This window comes from Aciduliprofundum sp. MAR08-339 (assembly GCF_000327505.1).
GTDB lineage: Archaea > Thermoplasmatota > Thermoplasmata > Thermoplasmatales > Aciduliprofundaceae > Aciduliprofundum.
Genome location: NC_019942.1, coordinates 1,208,454 through 1,234,931 on the forward strand (window position 1 = coordinate 1,208,454; position 26,478 = coordinate 1,234,931).

Genomic DNA, 26,478 nt, shown 5'->3' on the forward strand with positions numbered 1-26,478 from the left:
AGGAAGATAGTTGGATAATTCTATATTAACTTTTCCCATGCGCCTTCAGGTACGATCCTATTGCATTTCTCAACCTCTCACTCACCACCCTTCCATCAACCCTGCCACGCAGCTCCTTCATCACGAGACCCATTAGGGGCTTGAATGCACCCATTCCTCTCTCCTCTATGAGTTGTTCCTTCTCCCTAACAATTTTCTCAATAATTGAATCCACATCAACTCTTGATGAGAAACTTTCTATGAGGGTCTGCAGATCCTCACCATTGCAGGCTCGCTCGACAATTTCATCAATCGCTTCCTTGGCAAATTTACCCTCAGCAAGGGCCGAAAATATGCAGGCATAATCCACATTATCACATCCATTTATGAGTGCACGGGCAACCACCGTAGGGTATCCAAATTTCTTAACTATGCTCTCAAATAGATCATCCCTATCCTCGTGTATTATCTGCCAAGCAAGTTCCTCATTTATTCCCAAAGTCTCAAGCTCTTTCACCCTCTCCTCAGGCATGGGAGGCAGTTCTTTTCTCAATTTCTCCACATAATCCTGCGAGATCCTTATTGAGGGTATATCAGTCTCCGGATACATTCTCGCACCGCCTGGAAGAGGACGGAGATAATGGGTTGAACCGTCGTCTCTTGGACCTCGAGTCTCATCGGGTACCCCCTTTAATGCAATTTTGGCCCTCTCAATAACCCTTTGAAGTCCCATATTTGCAAGATCCTTCTTTTCTGCTATTATAACGAAGGAATCTTCGGGACCGAGATTCAATAGTTTCCTGATCTCTTCCACCTCCTCTTCACTTATCCCGTAGGATGGAAGTTCATCTCCATGGAAGAGTCCCCGTATCCCAATAACACGTACCCTATCTGCAAGTTCCTTACCAAGTCTGTAATTTCCATTTTTAAGAACCCCTGCAAATCCAATCAATTTTAAGCCCAGAACCTTGCCCCCATTATTGAGAATTCTTGATATTATCTTTGAACTCGTGTTCTCAAAAATTTCTGTGAGATCATAAATTTTCTCCTCAACCCTCGCATTTCTTTTTTGAAGAATTGAAGCAATTTCCTTTAACATTTCCTGCCTCTCAATCTCCATATTCACCCACTGGGGTATCATATTGAGTTTTGATGCTCCCTTTATCTCAACCCTCCCCTGACCTGTGGATATGTTGATGTCCTGTCTTATTGTTCCCACACCCCTGCGTACCCTCTTGGTGGCTCTCAAAATGTACCCTATTTTCTGGGCAACCTCCTTGACCTGCTCACCACTCTTCATGTCAGGGGCTGTGGAAATCTCAATGAGGGGTATGCCGAGCCTGTCAAGGCGATAGACCACATAACCATCACCCTCCTCAATTTTTCTTGCGGCCTCCTCTTCCAGGCAGATTGTGGGTATTCTAACCCTTCCAAAGGAGGTATCAAGATATCCATCCATAGCCACAAGAGCGGTGCGTTGGAAGCCCGAGGTGTTGGAGCCGTCTATGACGATCTTGCGCATCACATGTATTTCATCCACTATCTTGGCATGGAGCATCAGGGCAACCTTGAGCGTTATCTCCAAAGCATCCCTATTAAGGTCATGTGGTGGTTCCTCGTCTGCCTCCACCAAGCATGAATTTTCTGTTGCTTCATATATGAATTTTCTATGCTTTATGCTCTCTTCCACAGCCGCTCTATCAACCTCGCCAAGCTCGCTCTGTGTGGGTCTTAGAACACGCTCAAATTTGAAAATAACATTGTCACTGAGGTACGAGTCACAATCGCAAAACAATTTTTTTGTGGCGAGCTGCTGATGGATCTCAAGTCCACATTTTACCATGTTATCATCCTCCTCGTGGAGATCTCACCCCGGAGATTTCTTGCAAGCAAATCTTTTGCCTCATCATGCTCGTAATTTCCAAGGAGCCACATGAGCTTTACATACGCCACCTCAGGAAGCATGTCTTCAAGAGGCACAACGCCCGCCTTCTTCAGCTCCCTTCCCGTGGAATACACATTCAGATTAACCCTGCCATGAATGCACTGGGAGGTCATGCCTATTACAATACCATCTTTCATGGCCCTTTTTATGGATGGCAGGAGATGGGTACCCACATGCCCCAAGCCGGTTCCCATTATAATTGCACCGTGCATGCCCTCAATCATCCTCTCAAAATGCTCAACACTCATTCCCGGATAATAGTAAATCAAGGCCACCTTCTCATCCATCCTATCCATTAACTCCGTCTCATCTTCCTTTTTCCTGTAATCACCGTAAAATTTCACATTGCCGTTCCTCACCTCTCCAAGTGGTCTGGAATTTACGCTCTTGAACGCATCTCTGCGGGATGTGTGCATCTTTCGGGCACGGACACCCCGATGCACATGGCAGAAATCATCGCTGGTGGTGGCATGCATAACAACTGCAACCTCACCCAGATCGCTCTTGGCCACTTTCACGGCGGAGAGCAGGTTCATGTAGGCATCGCTGCTGGGTCTATCACTGCTTCTCTGAGCTCCCACAAAAACCACAGGTCCAGATAATTTCGGAAACATGAATGATAGGGCTGCGGCTGAATAGCCCATGGTATCCGTGCCATGGGGTATCACAACCCCCTCCGAATATTTCAGTTCCTCCTTAACTTTCCTTGCCATTTTAATCCAGTATTCAGGGTGCATATCCTCGCTCAGAATGTTGAAAAGCACACTTGCCCGGATATCGCATTCTTCAACAATCTCAGGAACAGAGAATATTAAATCCTCAGCTGTGAGCGCTGGATGCACCGCACCGGTGCGATAATCCACATAACTGGCAATTGTGCCACCTGTGCCAATTATTGAAATCTTCGGAAGTGTCTTATCCGATTTTATTTCCCTTTTAATCTTTTTCTTTTTTCCACCCTTCTTTATTACTTTGATTTCTTTCGGGATTATGCCTATGTTGTAACCGTTATCAAGTTTGAGAATGATTATATCCTTATTGCCCAATTTGTTTCTTGGCATCAAAACTCCACGAAATGTACCTTTCTCACTTATGACTTCAACGTAATCTCCAGGCTCAGGATTCATAGAGGGGTATATGCAAATGGGTATTAACCTTTATCTCAAATCCCAGAACTGCTTGTTCTTTGCATATTTCAATTCCTCTCGCAAAACTCTCTTTGCAATCTCAAACTCGTCCTCATAGGGAATCTGAAGAATTCTGGCTGCCGTGCTCAGTCCTATTCCACGCCCTGCAAGGGCAAGAGCCGCAGCCCTCTTGTGGGTTCTGAGCAGATGAGATATAGCCATCATCCTGTTCAGATCCCTGCGCTCCTCAGCGGTGAATTTCTTCTTTCTCAAAATATTTATTTTTTCTTCCTCGTAGGGCTTTAAAAGTGCGACTCTCACGCTTCCACAGAAGGGGCATACTGGCTTTTGAAAATCCTTGACTTTTATGTGCATGCTCCCCCCGCAGGAGAGACAAACGAGGATCATCTCCTCCTCAAGAAGCCTTCTGTAAACCGCCTCAATTACAGGTCTCGTGGCCACAATAGGAGATACGAGGTCTCCATGCTCCTCCATCAGTTCCTTGCTCTCCTCCCTGAGTTCTCTTATCACGATTTCGATCTCTCCTTTCCTTATTTTTTCCAGTATTCTCTCAACGATCTCAATGTCCATATAGTCAAACATCAATTTATCAAGAACCTCGCGGTAAAGCGGCGTGCCCTTGTAAACATCCACTATCTTCTCAATTCTTATCTTTCTCAGGTCTGCGCCCTTCTTTATAACCCCCATCTTCTTTGCCACGTGCATAAATATGTAATTGAAAAGCCGGGAGTTTCTGGCAACTATTCTCAAAACCCCCTCAACGTTTCTGAGTTTGAAGAGCAGGTCCCGAAGATAATCGAGATTTATATGTGGATTGAAAAATGCTATGTGGTATGGAGATATGGAAAATTCCACACTCTCTCCAATCTTCTGGGAGATTATGGAAGAGAGTAAGAGGGCCATGGTGTAATTTGCCCTTGTACCTCCTCTTATGCCCATAAAAACAATGCCTTCTCCCTTTTCAAGTACTATTCTACTTGAATTCCAGTCCATGTTCCACCCTTCAAGAATATCCCTGGCAGCAGAGTTCAAATAACTTACATCGGGCTCTGCCGATGCAACTTCATAGGGGACTGGAATCTCCTCGCCAACCCAGGAGGGGGGCATTGCTATGTCCCGCAGGTATTCGACGATGATTTTATCCTCCTTCATGTCAACGATTCTCCAAGCCATGCCCCTAATAACGAAACTCTCCCCGTAATTCAGAGATGAAACAAAACTCTCATCCAGAGTGCCTATGAAATCTCCCTTCAGAGTTACCACCTTGTAGGTTTTTTCGTCCGGAATCATTGATATATTCTCGTAAAAGTACTCCCTTCCACCACGGGTTCTGCCAAAACTCAGCCCATCGTACCATATCTTTTTCAAATCCCTAAGAAATTCAAGAATTTCAACGAATTCTTCGTATTTCAGATCCTGAAATGGATACACTCCTTTGACCAGAGCATAGGCATCTCCCACATTTACCCTTCCTTCAGAATTTGCCATTGCAACTATTTGATTTGCAAGTACCATAAGGGGATTCCTGCGAATTCTAACCTTTTCAACTCTGCCATCGTGCAGGAGGGTGAGTATGGCTGCAGATTCCCATATTTCAACAGGTGTATGGGCAAATATTTTGCCCCTTGATACCTCATCTATCCTGTGGCCTGCCCTGCCAACACGCTGCAGGAGCTTTGTTACCTGCCTCGGCGAGTTAAACTGGGCAACAAAATCAACTATGCCAACATCTATGCCTAGTTCCAGAGAGGAGGTACATATCAGCGCTTTCAACTCACCCCTTTTGAATCGCTCCTCAGCCTCAACCCTGACCCTGCGACTCAGTGAGCCATGGTGAACCTCAATAGGAGGAGAGGAGAATAAAAGACGGTAACGCATGCCTATGTCCTCGGCTGTGCATCTCGTGTTTGTAAAAACGAGTGTGGCTCGGTGAGCCATAATATCTTCCCACATTTCCATTAAAAGGGATGCGTATTCCACGTCACTTCCCATTATCTCCGCTTCCCTCTTGTACCTCCTTTCGGGTGCATGAACCTGCACATCTATTTTCTTGTAGAGTTTCAGTTCCACAATCTCTATGGGTTCTCTTGGAGAGAGAAATTTTCCAATCTCCTGGGGATTGCCCACACTGGCAGATAATCCAATAATCTGGAAATCTGTGAATGTACGAAGTCTTTCAAGTGCCAGTGCTAGTTGGGCGCCACGCTCATCAGATGCCAGTTCGTGTACCTCATCCACCACAACAAATTTCACGCTTTTCAGGCTTTCCTTCAATCTCTTTCCCATAAACATTATCTGAAACGTTTCCGGCGTTGTTATGAGCACATCTGGTGGTTTGAGGGCAAGTTTTCTCCTCTCATTTGAGGGTGTATCTCCATGCCTCACCGCAACCTCCAGTCCCAGTTTCTGGCCGAAATCCCTTAGCCTCTTGAGCATATCCCTGTTTAAAGCGCGTAGGGGAGTGATGTAAAGGCATGCGATTTTTCCATGTTTTTCGCTCATAATTCTGTGAAATATTGGAAGCACAGCCGCCTCTGTCTTGCCACTTCCTGTGGGGGAGATGAGAAGTACGTTCTTGCCCTCAAGAATAAAGGGAATTACCTTCTTCTGCGGTTCTGTGGGCTCGAATATACCCTTCTCTCTTAGCACCCTTTGAATCTCCGGATGCAGTAGTTCAAACACCCTGGTTTGTAGGAAAAATCGTATAAAAATTTATTTGCACTTTTAGAAAAATTTATATAGAAGAAAAATTTTACAAAATCTGGTGGTGCATATGGAAATAACTGAAATGAAGGAGTGGGAGAGAATATCGGCGCACTCACACATTCTTGGACTTGGACTGGATGAGAATTACAGGGCGCTAAGAAAGGCGGATGGAATGATAGGTCAGGTGGAGGCAAGGGAAGCCGCCGGAATCATAGTTAGAATGATCAAGGAGGGAAAATTTGCAGGCAATGCCATTCTCATAGCAGGTCCTCCGGGAAGCGGAAAAACCGCACTTGCAATAGGCATAGCCAAGGAACTGGGTGAGGACGTGCCCTTCGTGCACATTGCAGGAAGTGAGATTTACAGCAGCGAGGTGAAGAAAACGGAGTTTTTAACCCAGACACTTCGGAAGGCAATAGGTGTGCGTATCCATGAGATGCGCAACATATACGAGGGCAAGGTTGAAAAGCTGAGCATGGACTACATGCAGCACCCCTACAATCCATACCAGAAGATACCTGCAAGCGCAACCATAACACTGAAAACAAAGAAGGAGAAGAAAAAACTCAAGATGGACCAGAGTTTTGCAATGCAGTTGCTCCAGCAGGGCATAGATGAGGGGGACATAATCCAGATAGATGCTGATAGTGGAAGAGTTGTAAAAATAGGGATATCCAAGGATGCGGTGGAGGAGAAGAGTTACGACCTGGCTTCTGAGAAGATCATGGACATACCGGATGGACCCGTGCTGCAGGAAAAGGAATTCGTCTATACCCTGACTCTCAACGATCTTGATATGATGCAATCCCGTTCAGGCATGGATATTGCCTCGCTTCTATTTGGATCCTCTGAGAGAAAGGAGATAGGAGATGAGGTGCGTAGAAGGGTTGATGAGCAGGTAAAGAGGCTTGTGGAGGATGGTCGTGCAGAGCTGATTCCCGGAGTGCTGTTTATTGACGAGTGCTCAATGCTGGATATTGAAACATATGCATTCCTGAACAAGGCAATGGAGCAGGAACTATCCCCAATACTGATATTTGCCACCAACCGCGGCATAACAACTGTGCGCGGTACCGATATAAAATCACCCTTCGGTATGCCCATAGACCTTCTTGACAGATTGCTCGTGATCACCACAAAGAAATACGAAAAGGAGGATATGCGCGATATAATTCTGACCAGGGCCAAGAAGGAGAAAATAAAAATCAATGAGGACGCACTTGACTATCTCGTGGATATAGGACAAAAAGCCTCTCTGAGGTACGCCATACAGCTGCTCGCTCCAGCCTGGGAACTTGCAGGAAAGAAGGAGATCGAAAGGGAACACATTGAAAGGGTGTACAGATTATTCGCAGATGTAAAGCGCTCGGTGGAGTACCTGCGCAGGATGGAAGAAGAAATGATTTACGATTGATCTCAATTTTTTATTTTTAAAAAAAGAAAAAGGGTTTAGTAAATGCCCTGATCGAGCATGGAGTCTGCCACTTTCACGAATCCACCAATGTTGGATCCGAGCAGCAGGTTGGTTGGCTTGTCGTACTTCTCTGCATACTTGACTCCGGTGTTGAATATGTTCACCATTATGTTGTGCAACTTGCGATCAACTTCCTCTGCTGTCCAGTAGGTGAACTGGGCGTTCTGGCTCATCTCAAGACCGCTCACAGCCACGCCTCCTGCATTGGCTGCCTTTGCAGGTCCGAAGAGCACATCGTTCTCAAAGTAGTGGTTGATTGCATCCAGCGTGCTTGGCATGTTGGCACCCTCAACCACAGCAATCAATCCGGCGTTGGTGAGTATCTTGGCATCCTCCAGATTGATTTCGTTCTGGGTAGCGCTTGGGAATGCTATGTGAACCTCTCCTGCTTCCTTGGCGGCAACTTCCCATGCCTTCTTGCCAGGGAACCAGGGCAGATCGAATTTCTCAGCCACTTCCTGCAGCCTGCCATGCTTTATGGCCTTGGTCTCGTAAACAGCATTCCATATATCATCGTTTATACCATCGGGCAGATACATCGTACCCTTTGAATCTGAGAGTGTCACGACCTTACCACCATACTCGGTGACCTTCTTTGAGGCAAACTGGGCCACATTACCGCTGCCGGATATGGCCACATTGTAACCCTTAAGGTCCTTCTTGCCCTTGAACTTCTTGAGCATCTCAATGAGGTAATACGTGGCTCCATAACCTGTAGCCTCAGGCCTTATGAGTGATCCACCCCAGTTGAGACCCTTACCTGTCAGCACGCCTTCCCAGCGATTCACAATCTTCCTGTAGGCACCAAAGAGATAACCAATCTCTCGACCACCAACACCGATATCTCCGGCAGGAACATCGGTATTCGGGCCAATATGCCTGTAGAGCTCCATCATGAAATTCTCGCAGAAGCGGCGCACCTCAGCATCGCTCTTGCCATGGGGGTCAAAATCACTACCGCCCTTGGCACCGCCCATGGGTATGCCAGTAAGGGCATTCTTGAATATCTGCTCAAATCCGAGGAACTTGAGCACACCAAGGGTCACGGTTGGGTGGAACCTCAAACCGCCCTTGTACGGGCCAATTGCTCCATTGAACTCAATTCTGTAACCGCGATTCACGTGCAGCTCGCCATTGTCATCCTCCCAGGTAACACGAAACATAACTACGCGCTCTGGCTCGGTTATTCTCTCAAGAATCTTGTGCTTCATGTACTTGGGATTCTTCTCTATCACAGGTATCAGTGTGTGCAGAACCTCGGTTACAGCCTGATGAAATTCGGGCTGTGCTGGATTCTTTGCCTTGACGTTCTCTATAACATTTTCCACATATTCCTTTGCATTCATTTCTATCACCTTTTTTAGGCATGGGGAAATTGCAGCAATAGATATAAAGATTTCTTGTACCGAAAATGAATTTTTCAAAATTCGTAAAATGAATAACGATAACTGTAAATAAATAGCAGCCCCGGGAGGATTCGAACCTCCGTCAGGGGATCCAGAGTCCCCGATGCTTGACCACTACACCACGGGGCTACGCGCTGCTCGCTCCGGGGCTAGTTCGCACCTTCCGGTGCTCACTACACCGCGGGGCTAGGCGATTGGTAAATGGGAAATGGGTATTAAAATCTTACGTTCCCCCTCCCGTACTCCCGGCCAGAGGTGGGAATAATTAAATCATAGATTACGAACACAAAGGCAAGAAGAGAAACATGAAAAATGATCCACTCATCTTGACTCCACCTTCACAATGTATAAATGATCTTCCGCAAAACTTTGAACAATATTTAAATCCGATACTCAATTTTACCATTGAAAATGAGAGTTAGAAATTTAACTTTGTTCCTTATTCCGGTAATTCTCGCCATAATATTCTCTCTCATAGTGGGGGTGAGAAACCCTGCAATCATACTCGCCTTCTTCATAATATTTGACGCGGTGAGTTCGGTAATCTCCTCGTTCATATTCATAACCTACTGGCATAAGAGCAAGAAATACAAGGAGCTATTGGTATCTTACTTGAAACCAAGGGGAGGAGTTGAGGGAAAGATAGCCATAGTGATACCTGTCTACAACGAGGATCCCTGGACGGTTGTGCAAACAGCTGTGGCTGCAAAGATGGCTGCGGAGGGATACGGGGATGTTTACGTTCTTGATGATTCCACAGATGATGAAATAAGAAAAAAACTTGATGAGTATGCTAAGGAATACGAGTTCATCGTTTTCAGGAGAGGAAGCCGGAAGGGATACAAGGCAGGAGCTGTGAATTCCTGGTTGAGAAAGCACGGGGAGAGTTACGATTTCATGATGATTCTTGATGCTGACCAGAGGCCCATGCCAGGGTTTGCAAAGCACATACTTAGCATGTTTGACGATCCAGATGTGGCCTTCGTTCAGGTACCCCAGTACTATTCAAGATTGGATACCACCATAGCCCTGGCTGCACATTTGCAGCTAATACCATTTCTGAGGGTTGTGATGAGGGCAAGGCATATAAATCACAGTGCATTCAGCCTGGGAAGTGGCACGGTATTTAGAATCAAGCCCCTGATGGAAGTTGGCGGATTATACGAGAAGACGGTAACGGAGGATATTTACACATCCATTCTTCTTCACGAGAAGGGATACAAGAGCAAGTACCTTGACATACCCCTGGTTTGGTATGGAGAGGCGCCCCTGGACCTCAAGGCCTACTGGATACAGCAGAACAGATGGTCTGCGGGTGGTTTTCAGCTCATACCCAAACTACTGGATGCAAAGCTCTCAACTCGCCAGCTTGTGGATTATATGAACGGTGTGTTTTACTGGCTTCACGTGGGTCTGCTAACGATGATAGACATAATAGCTCCCGTGCTGTTTCTCATCTTTGGAATATACTTTATGAGTGTTGAGCCACTCTACTACCTCGTATTCTATGGGTCAATTTTTGCCTTCACGTTCATATTTTACATACTATCAATGAGGGATTACAAGTACGGATTGAGAGAGTATATGTATCACCAGGGAATACAGTTCGTAGCATCTCTTCCCGTGACCATCGCGCTGTTTCAGTGGCTTACCGGTCGCAAAAAATCGTTTAGGGTAACTCCAAAGAAAAAGAAGATGGGGGATGTTGTAAGGTATCACATATACTTCATGACTGTCATAGTGATGCTCTCCCTGTCAATAGTATTCGGGGTTCTGAAACTCATTTACGGACAATGGCACATGCTCTATGCATACCTGATCAACATGTTCTGGGCCGTATGGTGGCTGTGGCTCTCAATAAGTGCCTTCTATGTTTCCCTCTCCAGGCCCGTGCCAAAAAGGGTGAGGGAGAGAGCCAGGCAGACCTACGAGGGCCTAGAAATAACAGTCGTGGATATGCTTGCCTGCGGTATAGAGTTTGAAAAACTTATTGGAAGGTATTACGTGACCCTTGCGAATATGTATCCTAAGTATGAGAAGGTTCTAATTGATATAGCCAAGGACTCATTCAGACACGCGAGAATCTACGAGAAGATTTTGAATCTGGCCAAGGAAAGGTGGGGCAAGAGTATGGAGGAACAGTGCAGCGGTATAAGTTCTTACTTGAAGAATATAGAGGATATGGAAAAAAGATGTGGGAGAATCCCATTCAAGGAATGCCTCCTTCCGCAGGAGGAGATTTCCATGTACGTGTATGCCCATCTGGTTCTGGAAAGCTGCAGGTTCATACCAAAAAAGCTCATGGACGAGGTTGAAGGCATAGCCAGGGAGGAACTTGATCACAACAGGAGGATAAGAGAACTTGCCACAGGAGAATAGGAAATTTACTATGTATATCATGATCGCCAAAAACCTCTATTATGGTTCGTTAATGTTTGGGGTTATGTTTTCCATTATTGAGGGTAGATCTTTCAACAGTGACGATTCTACGGGCTCTCAGAGGGTGATTTTGACGCTTCTAATATTTAGGTGAAACATGGAAACTTGTTTCAGGCATATTAATAAAAGTAAAATAAAAATAGTCACATTTCAATCACTTTCAGGATACGTTATTTGGTGAGGTATCCAGCAATTCTGCAATATTCAGTAGATTTCGATAAAACTGGAAGATGAAATTCATATAACGTTCTGGGGATATGTGAAGTTTCGCCATAAGGCGAAATTTGGGCGAAGTGAGACGAAGCTGTATGTCCGCTGTTAGGTGACGAACCCATAAATTTTCAACCTCTTATTTTAATTTCGGGTAAAGTATCATTGAACTCATTATCAATTAGACTTATTTGCTTCTTAATGATTTTTCTCATTTCTATCGCTGGTTTTAAACAAAATGTTTCAAACTCTTTTTTATAAATATCTTCAACTTTGTGTATATGCGGGAAAAGCAGTTTTAAATAACCTGTGCTTATTTTCACTATCGCTCTTGTATCTCTCGTGTCAGCGTTTTTAGGTATATCTAACAAAGAATCTACTACTTTAGCAAAATCAGGTATTGTTCTTAATTTGTGTAATATTTCGGAGAAATATTCTACATTCAATGCATATCCTCTCAACTTTAAATCTTCTCGCATTCTAGGTAATCTCCATCCTTCAATGAAACCATGAAATCTATCTAATAGTGCAGAATCTTGAAAGAATTTTGGTAAATTAACGAAATATTTGTTATGTAGGGGTTTTCTATCTTTTTTTAATGGGATGTTTCCCAATAACATAAATCCAGCAGAAGAAACTCCTCTATAGTCTGCTACAGAAAAATTTCCTGATTCTAAATAATTTTTTAAAGCCCCTTGTAATTCACTTGGGTCCGTAAATTTTATAGTTTCGATTTCATCCAAGACTACAAAATCATAGCGGGTTATTATGCCAGGAGTTGAACGGGCAACATCGTAAAGCAACTTTGCCCTTGAAACAACACCACCACTTATAACCCAACCGTATTTACTTAGATTATTAAATGTATAAGATTTGCCAGTTCCTTTGGGAGCAAGTTCTATCATATTCAAGTTTGGTTCAACAAAAACGAGAAGCCGAGCCAAAAATAATAACTTTTGAGAAAGCGATTCAAACCCATCGGGATTGTATTCCATAGAACGTATCATAAGGTCTATCCATTCTTCTAAAGTAAATTCTTTTCGCTTCTCCCTGAAATATTTCACATCCACATCATAAGGTTTAAATGGTTTGTAATCCACTATTTCTATTGCTCCTCTTTGTTTTCCTTCAGGCGGAATATAAACTAATTTAACGACACCCCAGACTTCCCCTCCTTTTAATTCTGGGAACTTTTTAGCAATATACTGAGGAATCCGACCCTCATTGGGTTTTATACCTATATCTGGTATAGAAAATCTCAGTATTCCTGACTTTATATCTGGGTCTACTACAATTCTCGCAAGCAATGTGACCTCTTTTAAATCGTTTAAAAGAGTTCCTTTTATTTTGCTCTCTTTATGTGCAATATGGGCATTCAAAAAAAGCTTTAGAGCATCAACATCCAAATTTCCATACTCATCTGTAAACTTCCTTAATATCCAATCCTTGACAAAAGATGGAAGATTATATCCAGAAAATATCCTATATTCTTTTGGACTTTTAAACACGGATTCCTCTGGAAATATTCTCTTTATTTTATCATCTAACTCATTCATAGTAGATCCCTCTCCTTAAATCCTCCTATAATAGTTACCTTTATTTGGTAGTCCTTATCTCCTATTTTCAATACTATCGTGTGTTCTCCAACTTTTAAGCCTCTTAGATCTATCTTATAGATATCATCCTCTTTCTCGTAAGACACATTCAATGATCGCTCATTGAGAAAAGCTTCAGGAATATACAAAGGCTGTGGGTATATTTTAAATTGAACTACAGGATTAGTTATCCAGACCTCAGAATTAATAAGTTCAATTTCATATTCAGTTTTGTCTTTTTCAGTTTCTATTACAATATAAGGTACTAAAACTTCTTCAGGAGTGGCCCCTCCATGAACCTCTCTATAAGGAGTATTATTTAATGAAACATGTTTCAATGCAACAAGGACCTTTCTACCCCGGCAATTCCCCTCATCAATGTTCCACACAATAAAATATTCGTCCTCTTTGTAATTTACCTCGTCGATCCACATACATCTTCCCTCATGTTCAGTGTTTGGCAAATCGAGTCTTTTAAAATTACCAAAATCCTTCAAACACAAAAAACTGAATCCGTGATCTGAAAGGATGCCAATTTTTTCATATTGCATCTCAATAATTTCTTTTATTATTTTTTCTACGAGTTCAAATTCTTTGATTAGATCATCTGGATATTTATATGGATTTTGATTATGGATGTGCTTATCTAAATTTCCAACTTTTTCAAATTCGTATCTATTGCATTCTGTAATGCTTGGCAAATTTACCCGCGTAAGTAACTTATTTTTTACGATTTTTCCTTTTTCTTTTCCATATTTATTGAGCAGATGAACTACTAATGAAAACCATTCCGCTCCTAACCCATCTATCCACACATATTTAATCTCCTCTTCTATTTTTGCTTTAGGCAAAGAATAATACCAATCTGAAAAAGTAGACTTATTTCTGTTTTTGTTATTAATTAGTTCTTCTATTTTTAGAGATTTACTATGCCTTATTTTTGAATAATTGTACTCTTTAAAATATTCAAGTATCCAATTATCCACTTCGTTATCGGGCTTTATTAACTCCCAATCTAAATAGTAAGCCAATTCTGGATAAACATCTTTTAAGTTAGGAAGAAGTCTTTGAATTTCTTGGATATCAACATTTTTTAGTTCAGAAATTAGGTATTTCCTCTCAGTAAATGTTATGTTGGTTAAATATTCGAGCTTTTTCTTCAACGGGTAGCTTTTTATATTATCAAGTTCATTATAAAGTTTCTCTTCTACAAATCGAGCTGAGAAGTTGAGATTCTTATGTATGTAGTTTAAAAATTCCTTTCTCTCGGAAAAAACATCCTTAGTTGGTGTTTCAGAAGGTAGCTGAAATATCTCCAACCATAGTTTTTCTATTAAATCCTCCTCTTTTAATTCTTCCAGTCTTTCGAAACATTTGTGTAAATAGGAAGACTTAAACTTATCTAAAGCTAAGAAGAGGTTTCTGATTAACCATCTTTCATAATAATCATTAGTTTTCAAATAGCAATCGAGAAATTCTTTAGGTGTTAATTTTTCTATACTTCTAAAATTAAAATGTCTTAAAAATATACCTTCTATGGTTAATCCTTTTCTATTGTATCTGCCTACCTCCTTTATGAGTTCGTTCCAAAACTCTATTTCGTCATCTTTAAACTTTACCGGAACTTTGATTTCAAAAATCTCTTCAAGAAATTCTTTTTGATTTGAAATCCCCTTTAACTCGAATGCTTGATCTGGGAGAAAATTTTTATAAAAATATGACAAGGATTGGGACAGGGATAGGATACCTTTCACATTCTCTCTTTTCCAAACACTTAACCATTCTTCAGTAGTAGATACTAATACAAAGTTTTCTAAGAGAAGATTCTTATAATCTAAATCAAAATTTATTTGATATATAATTGTTTTTTGAGAAGATGTTTCTAACTTCCAAACTGATGCCCATTCTTCCTTTCTGTAAAAGTTAGTCCAGAACTCTTGTTCAAATCTCTCCCACAAACCAACTAAGGGTATATAGATTCTTATATTGTTTTGCTTTTCAATTTCAGTTAGGCTTTTTAAAGTTATATAAAAATCTTCTTTACTTTGAAATCTCAGAAATTCTGATAGTGGAACCACAACAGCATTGTTAGATATTTCCCTTATCCAATTTACTATTTCATCTGTTGTTAGCCATCTATTTTTATCAGATAGGAGTTCCGTTATTTCTCTACTTTCAACATTACAATTTTTAACTAGAAATCTAATAATTTCTCGTAATTCTTCGAAAGAATTAAGGAAGATTAACCTTACCGGAAATCTTCTGTCAGAGGGCATTTTAGAATTCTTATCCTGCTTTATTCGAGCATACAATTCTTTAAGAGAATGAAAATCTTCTACTCCCATCAGGATCCCTCCAGATATTTTTCAATTGTCTCTATAATCTCAGGATGTTCATCTATCAGTTTAATTAAAATTTCTTTGAGCCTCTCTGCAGAATAGCTCTCTATTTGTTGTTTAATATTTTTCACCTTTTCTTCAGATATGGGATGCGAATGGAATTTATAGTGTTGAGAAGTGGTTATCCCATCGTCCCGCTTAGAGTATTCCAATTCATCAATCTGTTTTTTAAGCTTCTCTCTATCCCAATCTTTAACTTTCTCTCTAACTTTATCTTCTGTCCAAGAAGCAACTTCTTCCTGCATATTTCTTTTAATGTAGCCTATAACCTCTCCTATATCCTCAGATGAAATTTCAACTCCTTCAATACATTTCAACCACTTTTTAAACAACTCCCCCGGATTTTCTCGGTCTATTAAAATGTCAAGATCATACTTTACGTCCTCTATAGTATTTAGGTAATCCTTTATCTTTTCATACGTAAGATCTCTATCAATTGATTGAACGAGTTCAAAAATAGTATCTATAGCTTTCTTAGTATTTTCATTTATATTCTCTGCGAATTTGAATACCCATATAGGAAATCCTTGTTTTTTAACCCATTCTCTTATTTTCCATCTTGCATCATTCAAACTTCTAACGTCTTTAAGTTTAAATAAATCTTTCAAAATCTCAATAAGTTCTTCTTCATCTTCTGTCCCAAAACGAACCTCCAACTTCTCTCCATGCGTTCCTTTTTCCCAGTAATCAAACAAAGTCAATATTTTATCTCTCATTACCTCTTTTTGAATTGGTATTCCTGTTCCTTCCTCAAAAAGTTTACCAATATATTCTCTCATTAAAAAGCCAATTGCTGCCATATTAATCATATTGGGGTATAATCCATATGGTGGTTTGGTGAGGAATCTTAGAGCATCTCCTAGATTAAATACTCCGCTATCTCTTTCTTTTTCAAAGACTTTTCGTATTTCTAAATACATCTTTTTTAGAGGGTGATTTTCAAAAACATCATCTTTTATTTTTAGATTTATATCTACGATGTATTCCCCATTGTTGTCTTTAATGATCTCCCGTAAATATCTTTCCGGACCTTTAGATGTCTTTTCTTCTATATCCTTTCTGTTATTAGCGAATAAAAATATTTCAGCAGAAGTTTTAGATCGTTTGTATGTCCAAATGTTTCTGTTCTTTTGAGTCCCATCTATATTTTCTAAACCATAGGAAAATATCTTTCTGGATAATTCTTCGTTTATCTTTCTGCTAAACTGACTCATTAATTCTTTACCGCTTTCATTCTGCAAGAACCACTCAATATATCCAGATTTTACTTGATTCATCCAGTTATCAATAATCTTTCTTGCATATTCCTCGTTTATATTTCTCTCTTCTGGATAATTATGTTTGTCTGCAACTATTGCCCTTGCTTTGTATTCTATGAATCTATTAAATGTTTTGTCGTCTAAGGTTGCTTCAGATACAACAAAAATTATATTTCTGAGATCATCATTAGAGATCTCCTTCAATATGTTTTTTATTTGTTGTAATTCTTGTTCACTTTTTCCTAAAAACAAACATAAGTGAATTGTATAATCTTTTTGGAAGGCTTTTTCTATTTTTCTTCTTATTAAATGTTCATTTAAACTAGCATCCATTATCATGAACTCGACAACTCTATTTACGGAAGCGCTAATAGTATCTTGTAGTTCTTTTTCTTGCTTCCTATTGAGTATTCTATCAATTGTATTATATTCACTTTTTATCTTATTCTTTTCGGTTTCAACTTCTCTTGAAGGTAACCCTGAACTTGTAATTAAGTATAAGTTATCTGGTGTTTTATTGATTATTTGCTTGTCATCAATGAATGATAGAATGCTGGTTAAATACTTCCGGTCAATAGCGCCAGCAAAAAGATTTATTATATTCTTCTCCGAAGGAACTACAAGAGAAGATTCTCCAACTTCTACAAATCTGTAAAGAAAGTTTAGAAGAAGTGCACCTTTAAACACAGACAAATATTCATCACCTTTCTCCTCCAAAATGCTCTTATGAAGTTTAAATTTTTCCAACACAGAATAAACTTTTTCACTTCCCATCCTTTCAAATTCTTCATAGAAAAAGTCCCAAAGATAATCCACTGTTAAAAATATCCTTCCTTTCTCTCCTGGATTTTCCTTTATGAATTTCTTGAAACCACTTCTTTCATCATACAAAAAATTGAAAATGCTCCTTTCTGTAGAACCTATATTTCTTGCTATAAAAGTTGCTAAATATGCAGTATAAGGATGGATTGGGAAAAGACTCTCTAAGGATTTTTGAACTTGTGTTCCTTCACTTCCGGTAATTTCCTCTATTAAAGATTTGACTGAATCCATATATTTATCTTTAATCTCTGTAAATTTGTCCATATCTTTTTTCTTAATAGCAGCGTTGATAATGTGGTAAGTGGTTATAGGCTCCATTGAATAATCCAATACTTTAAATCTTCCAAGAACTTTCTCTACATCATCTCTTGAAATATTTGTCTGGTAGGGTTTTCTATGGGCGACAACAAACAAATAAACACCTTTATTGATAGATAGTTCTGCTATATTCTGCAATTCTGTCAATAATAGACCAGATTTAGGCAGTTCCAAAATTCCAGTGAATTCATCCCAATAAATTACTAAATAATCCGCAATTTCTTTATTTTTTAGTTCATTTTGTACTTCTACCAACCAGTTTGCAATATTTTCAGTAGAGAAGTGAATACCCTTTTGTGAAAGTATGTTCTCTATTTTTCTTAATATGGTTATATCTCCCTGTTGAAGCTTAGAAATTATATCCTCTTTGGTCCCATAAATCTCTAACTCTGTTCCTTTAAAAATTTTTTCCCAATTTATCTCATCACTTTTTAATTTTTTAATCATTTTATCAAAATCAGTTTTTGTATTGAGTTCAATACCTTCTTTCTTTAAGGCATTCTTTACTGCTTTTTCAAGTACCAATGCAAAGGTTCTATTATCAATAATAGAGGATGTCCCTTTTAAAACAACTGGAAAAGCCCTCTTATTTTTACGGAAATTTTTTATTTTAAACTTTATTTGTTCTTCCAGATTTTCAATGAAATCGTTTATCTCATCAAGATCATCAAAAAGAATGTGCTTTACTACAGCGGTTGCGTGGCTTTTTCCGGTGCCATAAGCTCCCTGAAGCCATATTGATTTTCTTTCTTCAGGTTTGCTACTTTCAAGCGAGTTTATTGTTTCTGATAGCACTTTATAAAATTTTTCGTTAGGGATAAATTGCTTCCAGTATGTTCCAATTTCATTTTCTAAATCATAAACAGGTTGAAAGTAATCATTTAACCCTATAATTTCCTCATACCTCATTTTAATCTCACCTCCGCAATTTTTACTATATCCAAAGATGTAAGGTCTTCTCTTAGGTAAATGTTATCCAAGTCAGCTACTAAGTCAACTCTTAAAATCTCTTCTTTATCTTCTTGAAGTCCTCTTAAAATTCTTTCTAATTTGTCTTTTGAAATTCCAAATAATTTATATGGTCCGCCTTTGAATTCTTTCGTATATAATTCAGATACTGTAAAATCTCTCCTTCCAATATGTTCTGCTGCTTTATAAAGGCTGTACGCAACTGCCAATGGATGAACATCATCTGTGCCAATTTTTTTAATAGATTTTACAACTCTCCCCTTTTTATCTAAGAGGCCAATTTTTAGTTCCAATCCCAAGGGAGAATTGTCAAACATATTAACCATAGCATCTATTGGATTACTTAGTGTACCTCTGCTTAGGTTGGGATAAGCCAAACTAATTTTTTCTTTCAAATCTTTTTTAGTAATTATTGATCCCCAACTAATTTGTTCATTATACCATCTAATTACTTGGGAGTTGTAATACATATTGTTCCAAATTATTTCCCATACAAACAAACTATCTTTAGTATATATTTTTCTCAGATACTTGCTTAGGGGTGTGGTTCTTTTGCTTTTAGGATATATTAACTCTGCATCAATAAGCCAATGAAGCACTGCGGGTATTTGTTTGGGACCTAAGTTATTTTCTTCTAACCATTCTTCCCCAAAATTAAAAAATGCATTTAACCACTCTTCTCTAAGACCAAAGGTAGAATATTTATCTATTCCCCCTGTTCTTTTTTTCATAGACACACCTCCAATATTTTCATGTACAGATTTGGCCACCAAGCATCCTTTTTCAACAAAATTAATACAGTTTCCACAATGAGTACATAAACCACTATTTATTTTAACTTTTGGTATCACATTCAAAGCACCTGTGGGGCATTCTATTTCACAAGCGCCACAATGGATGCAAAAGGCAGTTTTATATGAGACTTTCTTAACCTTACTAATTAAATCAATATTTGATCCCACATCATAAAAAGTTATTGATGTTTTATTCTTTTTTATATTTAATTCAAAGGGAATCACGGAATTTTTAATCTTCAATTCTCCATAAATATTTCCTGCTGGACCCTTCTTGTACATTACTTCTCCTATAGTTTTACTCCACTCCAAAAAATCTTCCTTTGGATTCAACATAATGGATTTAATAGAACTATGATCGGTAATAAATCTTACATCTGAGTCTTTGTTGAGTCCCCTCCCTCCAGATCTCTTTTTCCACTCACCATTAGAAATATACCTGTTTATTTGTCCTTCTTCTTTTAACCCCATGGATTCAGCATATTTCTTTAATAAACTAAAATATCCCCCGATATCTTCTTCCAACTTACCCAAGACAAATTCCGTCCATTCAGATGAAAAGGGACATACTGAACATCCTACTCTGGATAAACCCGTTCGATATCCTCGATTCAATAAAAGATTTCTGAAAAAAAGATATAGGAATATCTCTGATGTATTCCAATAGAGTACGGGCCTTGCATTTACTGTCATAAGGTGTTTGACATTTTTTGCTATCCTGCTATAGTGTGATCTTTTCTCACTCTCTTCGGTTCTCACCCCTTCAAAAACTATGATTTTGAATTTATCATTTTTAGTATTTATAAACTCATCTTTTATAAGTTTGTGGAACGGTGCCGTCTTGATTACTGTGCAACACCACCTGTGAATTCTGCTTGGTGGACCAAAATCACTCCAAAACTCTATCGCTGGTTTAGGTGGTTTTGCAGTATAAAATTTCAATCCAGGATATCGTTTTTCGTATTCTTTTTTAGTTTTTTCTACATTCTCATAGGTATATGAAATTTCCATAGTAGTATCTGAAAATATAACTACTAAATCATCTGGAGGTATAATTCTTGTTACAAGGTCTAACACCACCTGTGAATCTTTTCCTCCACTATAAGCTACAGCAAATAAGAATCTTTTCCTTTTATAGACTTTATATGTATGCTCTATAAAATCCAAAGCTTCATTCTCTAGAACAAATAAAGATTCTTTATTTTTTTCAATCACCTTAGTAACATCTATTGGTTCCAACTTGAAATTTTGTCCTTTTTCGGTGAGTACTATTTCAGGAGGTTCAAATATGTTGCCTCCTTTAGCCTCGGCTACAAGCACTCCTTTATAGTAATATCTTCTTCCAATCGCCCAGAGCAGAGGCTCTTGAACTTTAGGATAGTCCCAAAATTTATTAAAACCTAATAGATCCAACTCTTCAAAGAATACTGGACGAGGGGGAGTTATTGTCTGATCTCTCCTATTACTGTTTGTTAATATGATTCCATTATTAGTTGAATCCCATATTACCTTATACATTTATTCTGCACCTCAAGTAATTTTTGATCCGAGTGAGAGTTTGTCGCCTAACGTTCTGCGGCTAAGCGAAGTTGCACGATAGGGCAATTTGGGAGGACGTTTAGCCACGGAAACTCCAAATATACGAAATTCATAGAACCTCACCACACCAGAGTTATTCAGAAGTTTTATCGCACTACAACGCATTAATGAAGATATTAACCTATAAGATAAAAACCTTGCTCCGAAGAATCCATTAATGATATTCACACTTCGAACTCGACCTCATCCCTGGAAATTTCCCTTATTTCCCTGCTATCTATTACCTCAAAATATCTTACCGGCTTGTTTAACGACTCTGCAAGTTCTATTTCTCTCTGCACTCCATCGCTTATGGGTCCAAATACCCAGAGCTCATCACACCTCTTCACAAGATTGTTGTTGGCGTTTCTCACCATGTCCCTATCCACGGTATCAAGCAGGAAATAATCAAAGAGCATGAAGGGATTTAAAGGCACGCAGTTGTGCTCAAGCACAAACCTAGAAATGTGTTGCCTGAAATAAAATGTGTGCTTTGACATGGCCGTGAATACAAGTTTCATATCCTCTGTTTCCATATTACTGGTAGTCTTTGGAATTTTAAATAGTTATTTCCCTCCACTATAATTTTTCGGAAACTTTGTTTATCAAATAAATATATAAAGTAATAATAAAACTCCGCACTCCTAGAAAAACCTGAAAAATACTGAATTTTTGATCAATTTACAGCTGATCGAAAATTATATAAATCTAGGCTTTCACTTATCCATTTCGGAAGGAGATGATCAAAATGCTGTTTGTAGAATGCCCGTACTGTCATAGAGATATGTGTTTCAATTGGGATGACATAGAGGAATACTGTCAGGATGGTACCCTCGCCACGTATATATTCACCGAGAAGGAAGTAACATTGATATGCCCCCATTGCGGAGGGGAGATCAGGTTCATAGGCAAAGGAAGGGATGTTCTACTGGATAAGGAGGCGGAAGCCATTGCCCTAGAAAGGTTTATGAGGTTTGAAATACGGGGAGCTTACGCCTTACAGGTTGAGAATAGAGATGGAGAGATCACAGCATTCCCTACAGAGGATATGGTGGCCATAAGCTTTGTGTATGGGGAATTTGGTAACTTGGATGATTTGCCTGCTGAGTGGTTAGACGAAGTACAAAAAAATGGAGCAAACATCATAGTTATTAATCACGGGGACAGAAATCTTACATTATACTATATGTAAAAGTTATTTAGAGATACTTAATGTTTGAAGTTTGGAAGTTTAGAAAAAGTTGAGAAAATTTGAAATGACCCGGAAATTTTTCACGCTACTTCTTGGGTAGTGTCATCATGAGAAAACGGGGGTTTTCTCATGTATATATACATGAGAATGCACGTGTTTTTCCTATAGGAAATCATGGAAATATGGGAGTAATATGTGGTTTAGACCTAAACTTTTTCTAAACTTTTCTAAACCATCTCAAAAACCTGTAAAATACTACTTCCAACCAATTTCTAAACTTTTTCTAAACCTTTCTAAACTTTCCTAAACTTTTCTAAACCGCTCTAAACTTTCGTGTAATACTACTTCCAACCGCTCTCAACCCGCTGATTTTTGAGGGAATTTTTATATATTATCCAGCCACGATAAAATTCCATGTTTCTCTGAGTTTTACCCATGTTTTGGAAAAAACTGGAAATAAAAACAATGCATTGAAAAATAAGTAAAATACACAAAATATTTTAACTTCAAAGCAATTTCAAATTCTCGGTTATTTCATAACTCAGAATTCGAGAAATACAGAAAAAATAAGGCATTTTTGGAAAATCTTCCAAAACCTTTTCCAATTTTGGAAAAATTTAAAAATAAAAAAGAAAAAGTTTAATTTTCAGCATACTCTCCCAGAATATAGTATTTAAAGTCCTTCTCTGGAGTCTTCCTGAGGGTAGAATACATTATTATATAGAAAATCAAACCCATCACTAGGAATATTATGAATATAGCACATTCATATGGCCATACTAAGTATCCCGGAGACATGGGTAACAATAGTGCCAAGAGGAAAATTATAGGTGTAATTACTGCAGTGATAATAGTGGTTGCAGCCATCGCAGGTGTTTGGATGATAGCACAGCCCAGCAAAGAGAAACCCGGTCAGCCGGGTGGAGGTGAAGGTGGTGGAGGTCCTCCAGTAACACCTGAGGCGCTATATGTTGCAGGTACCTGGTAGCTCAGAACCTTTGTATCTGCAATGCGCATCTCCATTCTTGTATATTTTCCAAGCTTTTACTCAACCTTTCTGAAGTATTGTGAAATTTTTTCCAGCTGGGCAATCACCTTGATTTATGGCATGTTTTTAGGTATTTTTAGAACAAACACACTTCCACGTGGTTCGTTGTTTTTTATCTCCACACTTCCACCATGGAGCTCCATTATCATCCTTACTATGGACAGACCCAAACCTGAACCTTCGCCCGAATGAAGTCTTTTAAATGGTTCAAATATAAGTTCCTTCTTACTGTCCGGTATGCCTGGGCCATCATCTGCAAAATGGATAAGAACGTAATTTTCATTCTCCGCAGTATAAATTTTAACCTCGCTAGCCCCATATTTGAAGGCATTGTCAAGTATGTTAACAAATGCCTCTTTCAGCAGGGTGAATCCTTTCATATTCAGATATCCAACTTTGTTGATTATTTTTGCATCTGGATACTTCTTCCTTATCAAGGCTATGCTTTTATCCAGCATCTCAGAGATATTTGCACTATCTTTTTTCAGGTCCGTTCCATTTATGCCCAGTTTTGAGAACAGTCGGGCCTTGTTTATTATGCCATTTGCCTCTTCAAGGGCATCCGCCATGGTGTCAAGGAACTCATGTGAGGACTCCTCTTTGATAAGTTCCAGGTATCCCTGAATAACGGCCAGAGGATTTTTCAGATCATGGCTAACAATGTGGATAAGGAGTTCCTGGAACTCTTTGGCTCTTTCAAGGTTTCTCTGGTATTCCAGACTTGCGAGTGAAACACCAAGGTGTGAGGCAATTAGATCTATTAACTTCCGGTCATCCTCAGATATGCCATCAACTTTATCACTTTCCACGTTTAAAACCCCAAAAATTCTGTTTTCATACATTATTGGTGTTGCATACTCACTCTTTGTATGTGGATTTGCATTGAAGTACCACGGATCCCTTGAGACGTCCGGCGCATAGTATGGTTTTTTATTTCTTACCACCCATCCAACAATGCCACGATTCACTATTTTTATACCCTCAAGGTCCACTGCTCCCCCCATGCCACCATACCTGCGAATCACAGCACCATCGCCCTGCATCTCCGTGATAACCACATCTTTAATTCCCAGCACATTTGTGATGGCATCAATAACCATGGTGAAAAGTTCATCCTCTTTTCTGGCCATTTTCATACTCTCAAACATGCTGACCATTGCCAGAAGTTTATCCTCCATTTCTTTAAGGGCCGTGATATCCTGAGCACTCATCATGTCAACCTTCTTTCCTTCCCACTCCACTATGGTCCCTCTAACCATACACCATTTCGGATTTCCCTTGGAATCTATGAGTTTTGCCACATAAGTATCTGGAATATTCTCTCCCGCCATACGTCTATTGTAATTACTCCATAGAATATCACGCATATCTGGATGCACTATTTTTAGAAAGTTCTTGTTCAAAAGATCCTCCTCTGAGTAACCGAGCATATCCTTCATCGTTTTATTTACAAATATGATCTTGCCATCATGAAGAATTGCTATGCCCACCAGCACGTTCTCCAATGCAGTTCTGTACTTTTCCCACTCTTCCCGGAGTTTGTTCATCAATTTATTTCTCTCAGTGATATCTATTGCCACCCCTATCGCACCCTTCACATTACCTTTCCCATCTCTGAGAGGTGATGCATTTACCAAGATATCCACGGTTGCTCCATCTTTTCTGATTATGCGTGCTTCATAAACCTCGCTAAGTCCACGCTTTATATTTTTGTGTTTCTCAATAAAAACATCTCTGCTATCTTCGGATAGAAAATCAAATACCTGTCTCCCGAGCATCTCTTCAGGTTCATAACCGGCCATTCTGGCAAGTCTGCTATTGACAAATGTTAGCCTGTAATCCTCATCAGTTATACCTACTCCAGCAAGGGATGTGTTTATCAATGTCTCGTATCTCTCCTTTGTCTCTTTTATATTTTTGAAAAGATTTGCGTTTTCAATGAATATGGCGAGGAAGTTGGCAATTATCTCCATGTACTTCAAATCCTCCTCGGTGTAAATGTTGGGTGCAGGTGTAGATACTACGAGCAGTCCCAGAACCCTGTCCCGATAAATTATCGGAACGAACATTGCGGATTTTTCCATCTCTTTGGATCCAACAACCATGTACTCCTCAGGAGAGAACTCCTTGGATAAATCCCTTATAAGCAGTGGCTTCTTTGTGTATATAACACGTCCTGCAAGAGAGTGCTCAGGATCAAATTTGATACTTATCTCTGTCATATCCTCAGTATCTGAGCGTCCATAGGGATAGTAAATCTCACCCATCTCCTCCTTGTATATGCCAAAGAGAAAAGATTTGAAATTCATTACCTTTTTAAGTTCCTCGTATATGCACTCTCCCATGTACCTCAAATCTGGAAAACCACCCATTTTAAGAGATATGTTGTAAAGAGCTGATAGAAGATTGCTTCTGCGCATCAGTTCCTGCTCATGCACTTTTTTATCAGTGATATCGTATTTCAAGGAAACCATGTATTCAACCTCACCGCTTTCGCCTGTAACGGGTACTATGGTCATTTCCTCAGTGTACAGTTCTCCATTCTTCTTCCTGTTCACAATCACCCCGTGCCAGATGTTTCCCTGCGCCACTCTCTCACATATATCCCTATAAAACTTTTTGTCATAGAGTCCGCTGTTCAAAAATTCAGGGGTTCTTCCAATAACCTCCTCAGGCCTGTATCCAGTTATTCGGGTAAACGCGGGATTCACATAAAGTATTCTCCCGCTTTTATCCGTAACCATGACCATTTCAAGTATATTACCTATAGAACTTGATAGTAGTTTCAGAGCAACTTCCATTCTCTTTTGAGACTCATCCCAGATATGAAGTACTATGTTATCCTCAACCGCAAGCGCCTCCACAGTGCAACCCCTGGCATTTTTCGAGAGGTTAAGGTTTACGCTTAAGAGGCCATTGCTATCTGAAAGAGAGGATATCCTATCTCTAAGAATCTTCCGGGAACGTTCATCAAGATAGTCCAGAAAATTCTCCTTTGTAGGGTCATAATTCAATATGTTCCTGGCATTTGAATCTGCATTTATGATTTTAAATTCTTTATCAACAACGACCACGCCCGGAGGAGAGTACTTGAAACTGAATATATCACCCATACCTATTTGAGGAATATGAGTAAAGTTTTTATTTTTTATGGGTGTGATTATCCAATTTGATAATAGCAATCAAAGATTCGTGAA

Annotated in this window: 14 protein-coding genes and 1 tRNA gene; 4 read left to right on the forward strand and 11 right to left on the reverse strand. The window is 39.4% G+C overall.

The genetic code is table 11. The features are described 5' to 3' along the window. Positions 1-25: 25 nt before the first annotated feature. From gatE to ACIM339_RS06550, 3 genes are read right to left on the reverse strand one after another with little or no spacing between them, the layout of a single operon-like run. Complete coding sequence (gatE, locus tag ACIM339_RS06540; protein ID WP_015283827.1) at positions 26-1,822, reverse strand: Glu-tRNA(Gln) amidotransferase subunit GatE; 1,797 nt, start codon at positions 1,820-1,822, stop codon at positions 26-28. Next, the gene (gene gatD / locus ACIM339_RS06545) at positions 1,816-3,051 is read right to left on the reverse strand and encodes a Glu-tRNA(Gln) amidotransferase subunit GatD (RefSeq protein ID WP_015283828.1); all 1,236 of its coding nucleotides are present in this window, start codon (positions 3,049-3,051) and stop codon (positions 1,816-1,818) included. The genes gatE and gatD overlap by 7 nt, the downstream gene beginning before the upstream one ends. A gap of 30 nt (positions 3,052-3,081) precedes the next feature. Continuing rightward, positions 3,082-5,754, reverse strand: coding sequence for a DEAD/DEAH box helicase (locus tag ACIM339_RS06550; RefSeq protein ID WP_015283829.1), 2,673 nt, complete (start codon positions 5,752-5,754; stop codon positions 3,082-3,084). 91 nt (positions 5,755-5,845) lie between these two features. On the opposite strand from ACIM339_RS06550, the gene ACIM339_RS06555 reads away from it, so the two are divergent. Then, complete coding sequence (locus ACIM339_RS06555) at positions 5,846-7,192, forward strand: RuvB-like domain-containing protein (RefSeq protein ID WP_015283830.1); 1,347 nt, start codon at positions 5,846-5,848, stop codon at positions 7,190-7,192. A 35-nt stretch (positions 7,193-7,227) separates the two neighbouring features. Here the strand turns inward: ACIM339_RS06555 and gdhA are convergent, their stop codons facing one another. After that, on the reverse strand, positions 7,228-8,598 hold the full coding sequence (gene gdhA, locus ACIM339_RS06560) for an NADP-specific glutamate dehydrogenase (RefSeq protein ID WP_015283831.1): 1,371 nt from the start codon (positions 8,596-8,598) through the stop codon (positions 7,228-7,230). Positions 8,599-8,714: 116 nt separating this feature from the next. Next, positions 8,715-8,787: transfer RNA gene (locus ACIM339_RS06565), tRNA-Gln, on the reverse strand. 282 nt (positions 8,788-9,069) lie between these two features. Between ACIM339_RS06565 and ACIM339_RS06570 the strand changes: the two genes are divergently transcribed. Beyond that, a complete protein-coding gene (locus ACIM339_RS06570) occupies positions 9,070-11,037 on the forward strand; it encodes a glycosyltransferase family 2 protein (RefSeq protein WP_015283832.1) in 1,968 nt (655 codons plus the stop codon). 401 nt (positions 11,038-11,438) lie between these two features. On the opposite strand, the gene brxL is transcribed toward ACIM339_RS06570, so the two are convergent. The 5 genes from brxL to ACIM339_RS06595 form a co-directional block, all read right to left on the reverse strand. Continuing rightward, positions 11,439-12,863: a BREX system Lon protease-like protein BrxL gene (gene brxL / locus ACIM339_RS06575; RefSeq protein WP_015283833.1), complete on the reverse strand. Its 1,425-nt coding sequence runs from the start codon at positions 12,861-12,863 to the stop codon at positions 11,439-11,441. Next, the gene (gene pglZ, locus ACIM339_RS06580) at positions 12,860-15,247 is read right to left on the reverse strand and encodes a BREX-4 system phosphatase PglZ (protein WP_015283834.1); all 2,388 of its coding nucleotides are present in this window, start codon (positions 15,245-15,247) and stop codon (positions 12,860-12,862) included. The genes brxL and pglZ overlap by 4 nt, the downstream gene beginning before the upstream one ends. Continuing rightward, positions 15,247-18,609: a hypothetical protein gene (locus tag ACIM339_RS06585; RefSeq protein ID WP_015283835.1), complete on the reverse strand. Its 3,363-nt coding sequence runs from the start codon at positions 18,607-18,609 to the stop codon at positions 15,247-15,249. Before ACIM339_RS06585 ends, pglZ begins: the two co-directional genes overlap by 1 nt. Further along, entirely contained in the window at positions 18,606-20,981 is a 2,376-nt protein-coding gene (locus ACIM339_RS06590) for a phosphoadenosine phosphosulfate reductase family protein (protein WP_015283836.1), read from the reverse strand. Before ACIM339_RS06590 ends, ACIM339_RS06585 begins: the two co-directional genes overlap by 4 nt. A gap of 245 nt (positions 20,982-21,226) precedes the next feature. Beyond that, positions 21,227-21,577 (reverse strand): DUF4406 domain-containing protein, encoded by a 351-nt coding sequence (locus ACIM339_RS06595; RefSeq protein ID WP_048103860.1) that lies wholly within the window; start codon positions 21,575-21,577, stop codon positions 21,227-21,229. A 212-nt stretch (positions 21,578-21,789) separates the two neighbouring features. Here ACIM339_RS06595 and ACIM339_RS06600 point away from each other — a divergent pair, with 212 nt between their 5' ends. Next, positions 21,790-22,233, forward strand: coding sequence for a hypothetical protein (locus ACIM339_RS06600; protein WP_015283838.1), 444 nt, complete (start codon positions 21,790-21,792; stop codon positions 22,231-22,233). A gap of 751 nt (positions 22,234-22,984) precedes the next feature. Further along, positions 22,985-23,221, forward strand: coding sequence for a hypothetical protein (locus ACIM339_RS06605; protein ID WP_048103861.1), 237 nt, complete (start codon positions 22,985-22,987; stop codon positions 23,219-23,221). 113 nt (positions 23,222-23,334) lie between these two features. Here the strand turns inward: ACIM339_RS06605 and ACIM339_RS06610 are convergent, their stop codons facing one another. Next, positions 23,335-26,394: a PAS domain S-box protein gene (locus ACIM339_RS06610; protein WP_015283839.1), complete on the reverse strand. Its 3,060-nt coding sequence runs from the start codon at positions 26,392-26,394 to the stop codon at positions 23,335-23,337. Positions 26,395-26,478 lie beyond the last annotated feature (84 nt).

Bases quoted from the DNA above. Each gene is read 5' to 3' on its own strand.
- gatE (WP_015283827.1), bottom strand. From the start codon at position 1,822: ATGGTAAAATGTGGACTTGAGATCCATCAGCAGCTCGCCACAAAAAAA.
- ACIM339_RS06585 (WP_015283835.1), bottom strand. From the start codon at position 18,609: ATGAGGTATGAGGAAATTATAGGGTTAAATGATTACTTTCAACCTGTT.
- brxL (WP_015283833.1), bottom strand. From the start codon at position 12,863: ATGAATGAGTTAGATGATAAAATAAAGAGAATATTTCCAGAGGAATCC.
- ACIM339_RS06605 (WP_048103861.1), top strand. From the start codon at position 22,985: ATGAATATAGCACATTCATATGGCCATACTAAGTATCCCGGAGACATG.
- pglZ (WP_015283834.1), bottom strand. From the start codon at position 15,247: ATGGGAGTAGAAGATTTTCATTCTCTTAAAGAATTGTATGCTCGAATA.
- gdhA (WP_015283831.1), bottom strand. From the start codon at position 8,598: ATGAATGCAAAGGAATATGTGGAAAATGTTATAGAGAACGTCAAGGCA.
- ACIM339_RS06555 (WP_015283830.1), top strand. From the start codon at position 5,846: ATGGAAATAACTGAAATGAAGGAGTGGGAGAGAATATCGGCGCACTCA.
- gatD (WP_015283828.1), bottom strand. From the start codon at position 3,051: ATGAATCCTGAGCCTGGAGATTACGTTGAAGTCATAAGTGAGAAAGGT.
- ACIM339_RS06595 (WP_048103860.1), bottom strand. From the start codon at position 21,577: ATGGAAACAGAGGATATGAAACTTGTATTCACGGCCATGTCAAAGCAC.
- ACIM339_RS06600 (WP_015283838.1), top strand. From the start codon at position 21,790: ATGCTGTTTGTAGAATGCCCGTACTGTCATAGAGATATGTGTTTCAAT.
- ACIM339_RS06570 (WP_015283832.1), top strand. From the start codon at position 9,070: ATGAGAGTTAGAAATTTAACTTTGTTCCTTATTCCGGTAATTCTCGCC.
- ACIM339_RS06610 (WP_015283839.1), bottom strand. From the start codon at position 26,394: ATGGGTGATATATTCAGTTTCAAGTACTCTCCTCCGGGCGTGGTCGTT.
- ACIM339_RS06590 (WP_015283836.1), bottom strand. From the start codon at position 20,981: ATGTATAAGGTAATATGGGATTCAACTAATAATGGAATCATATTAACA.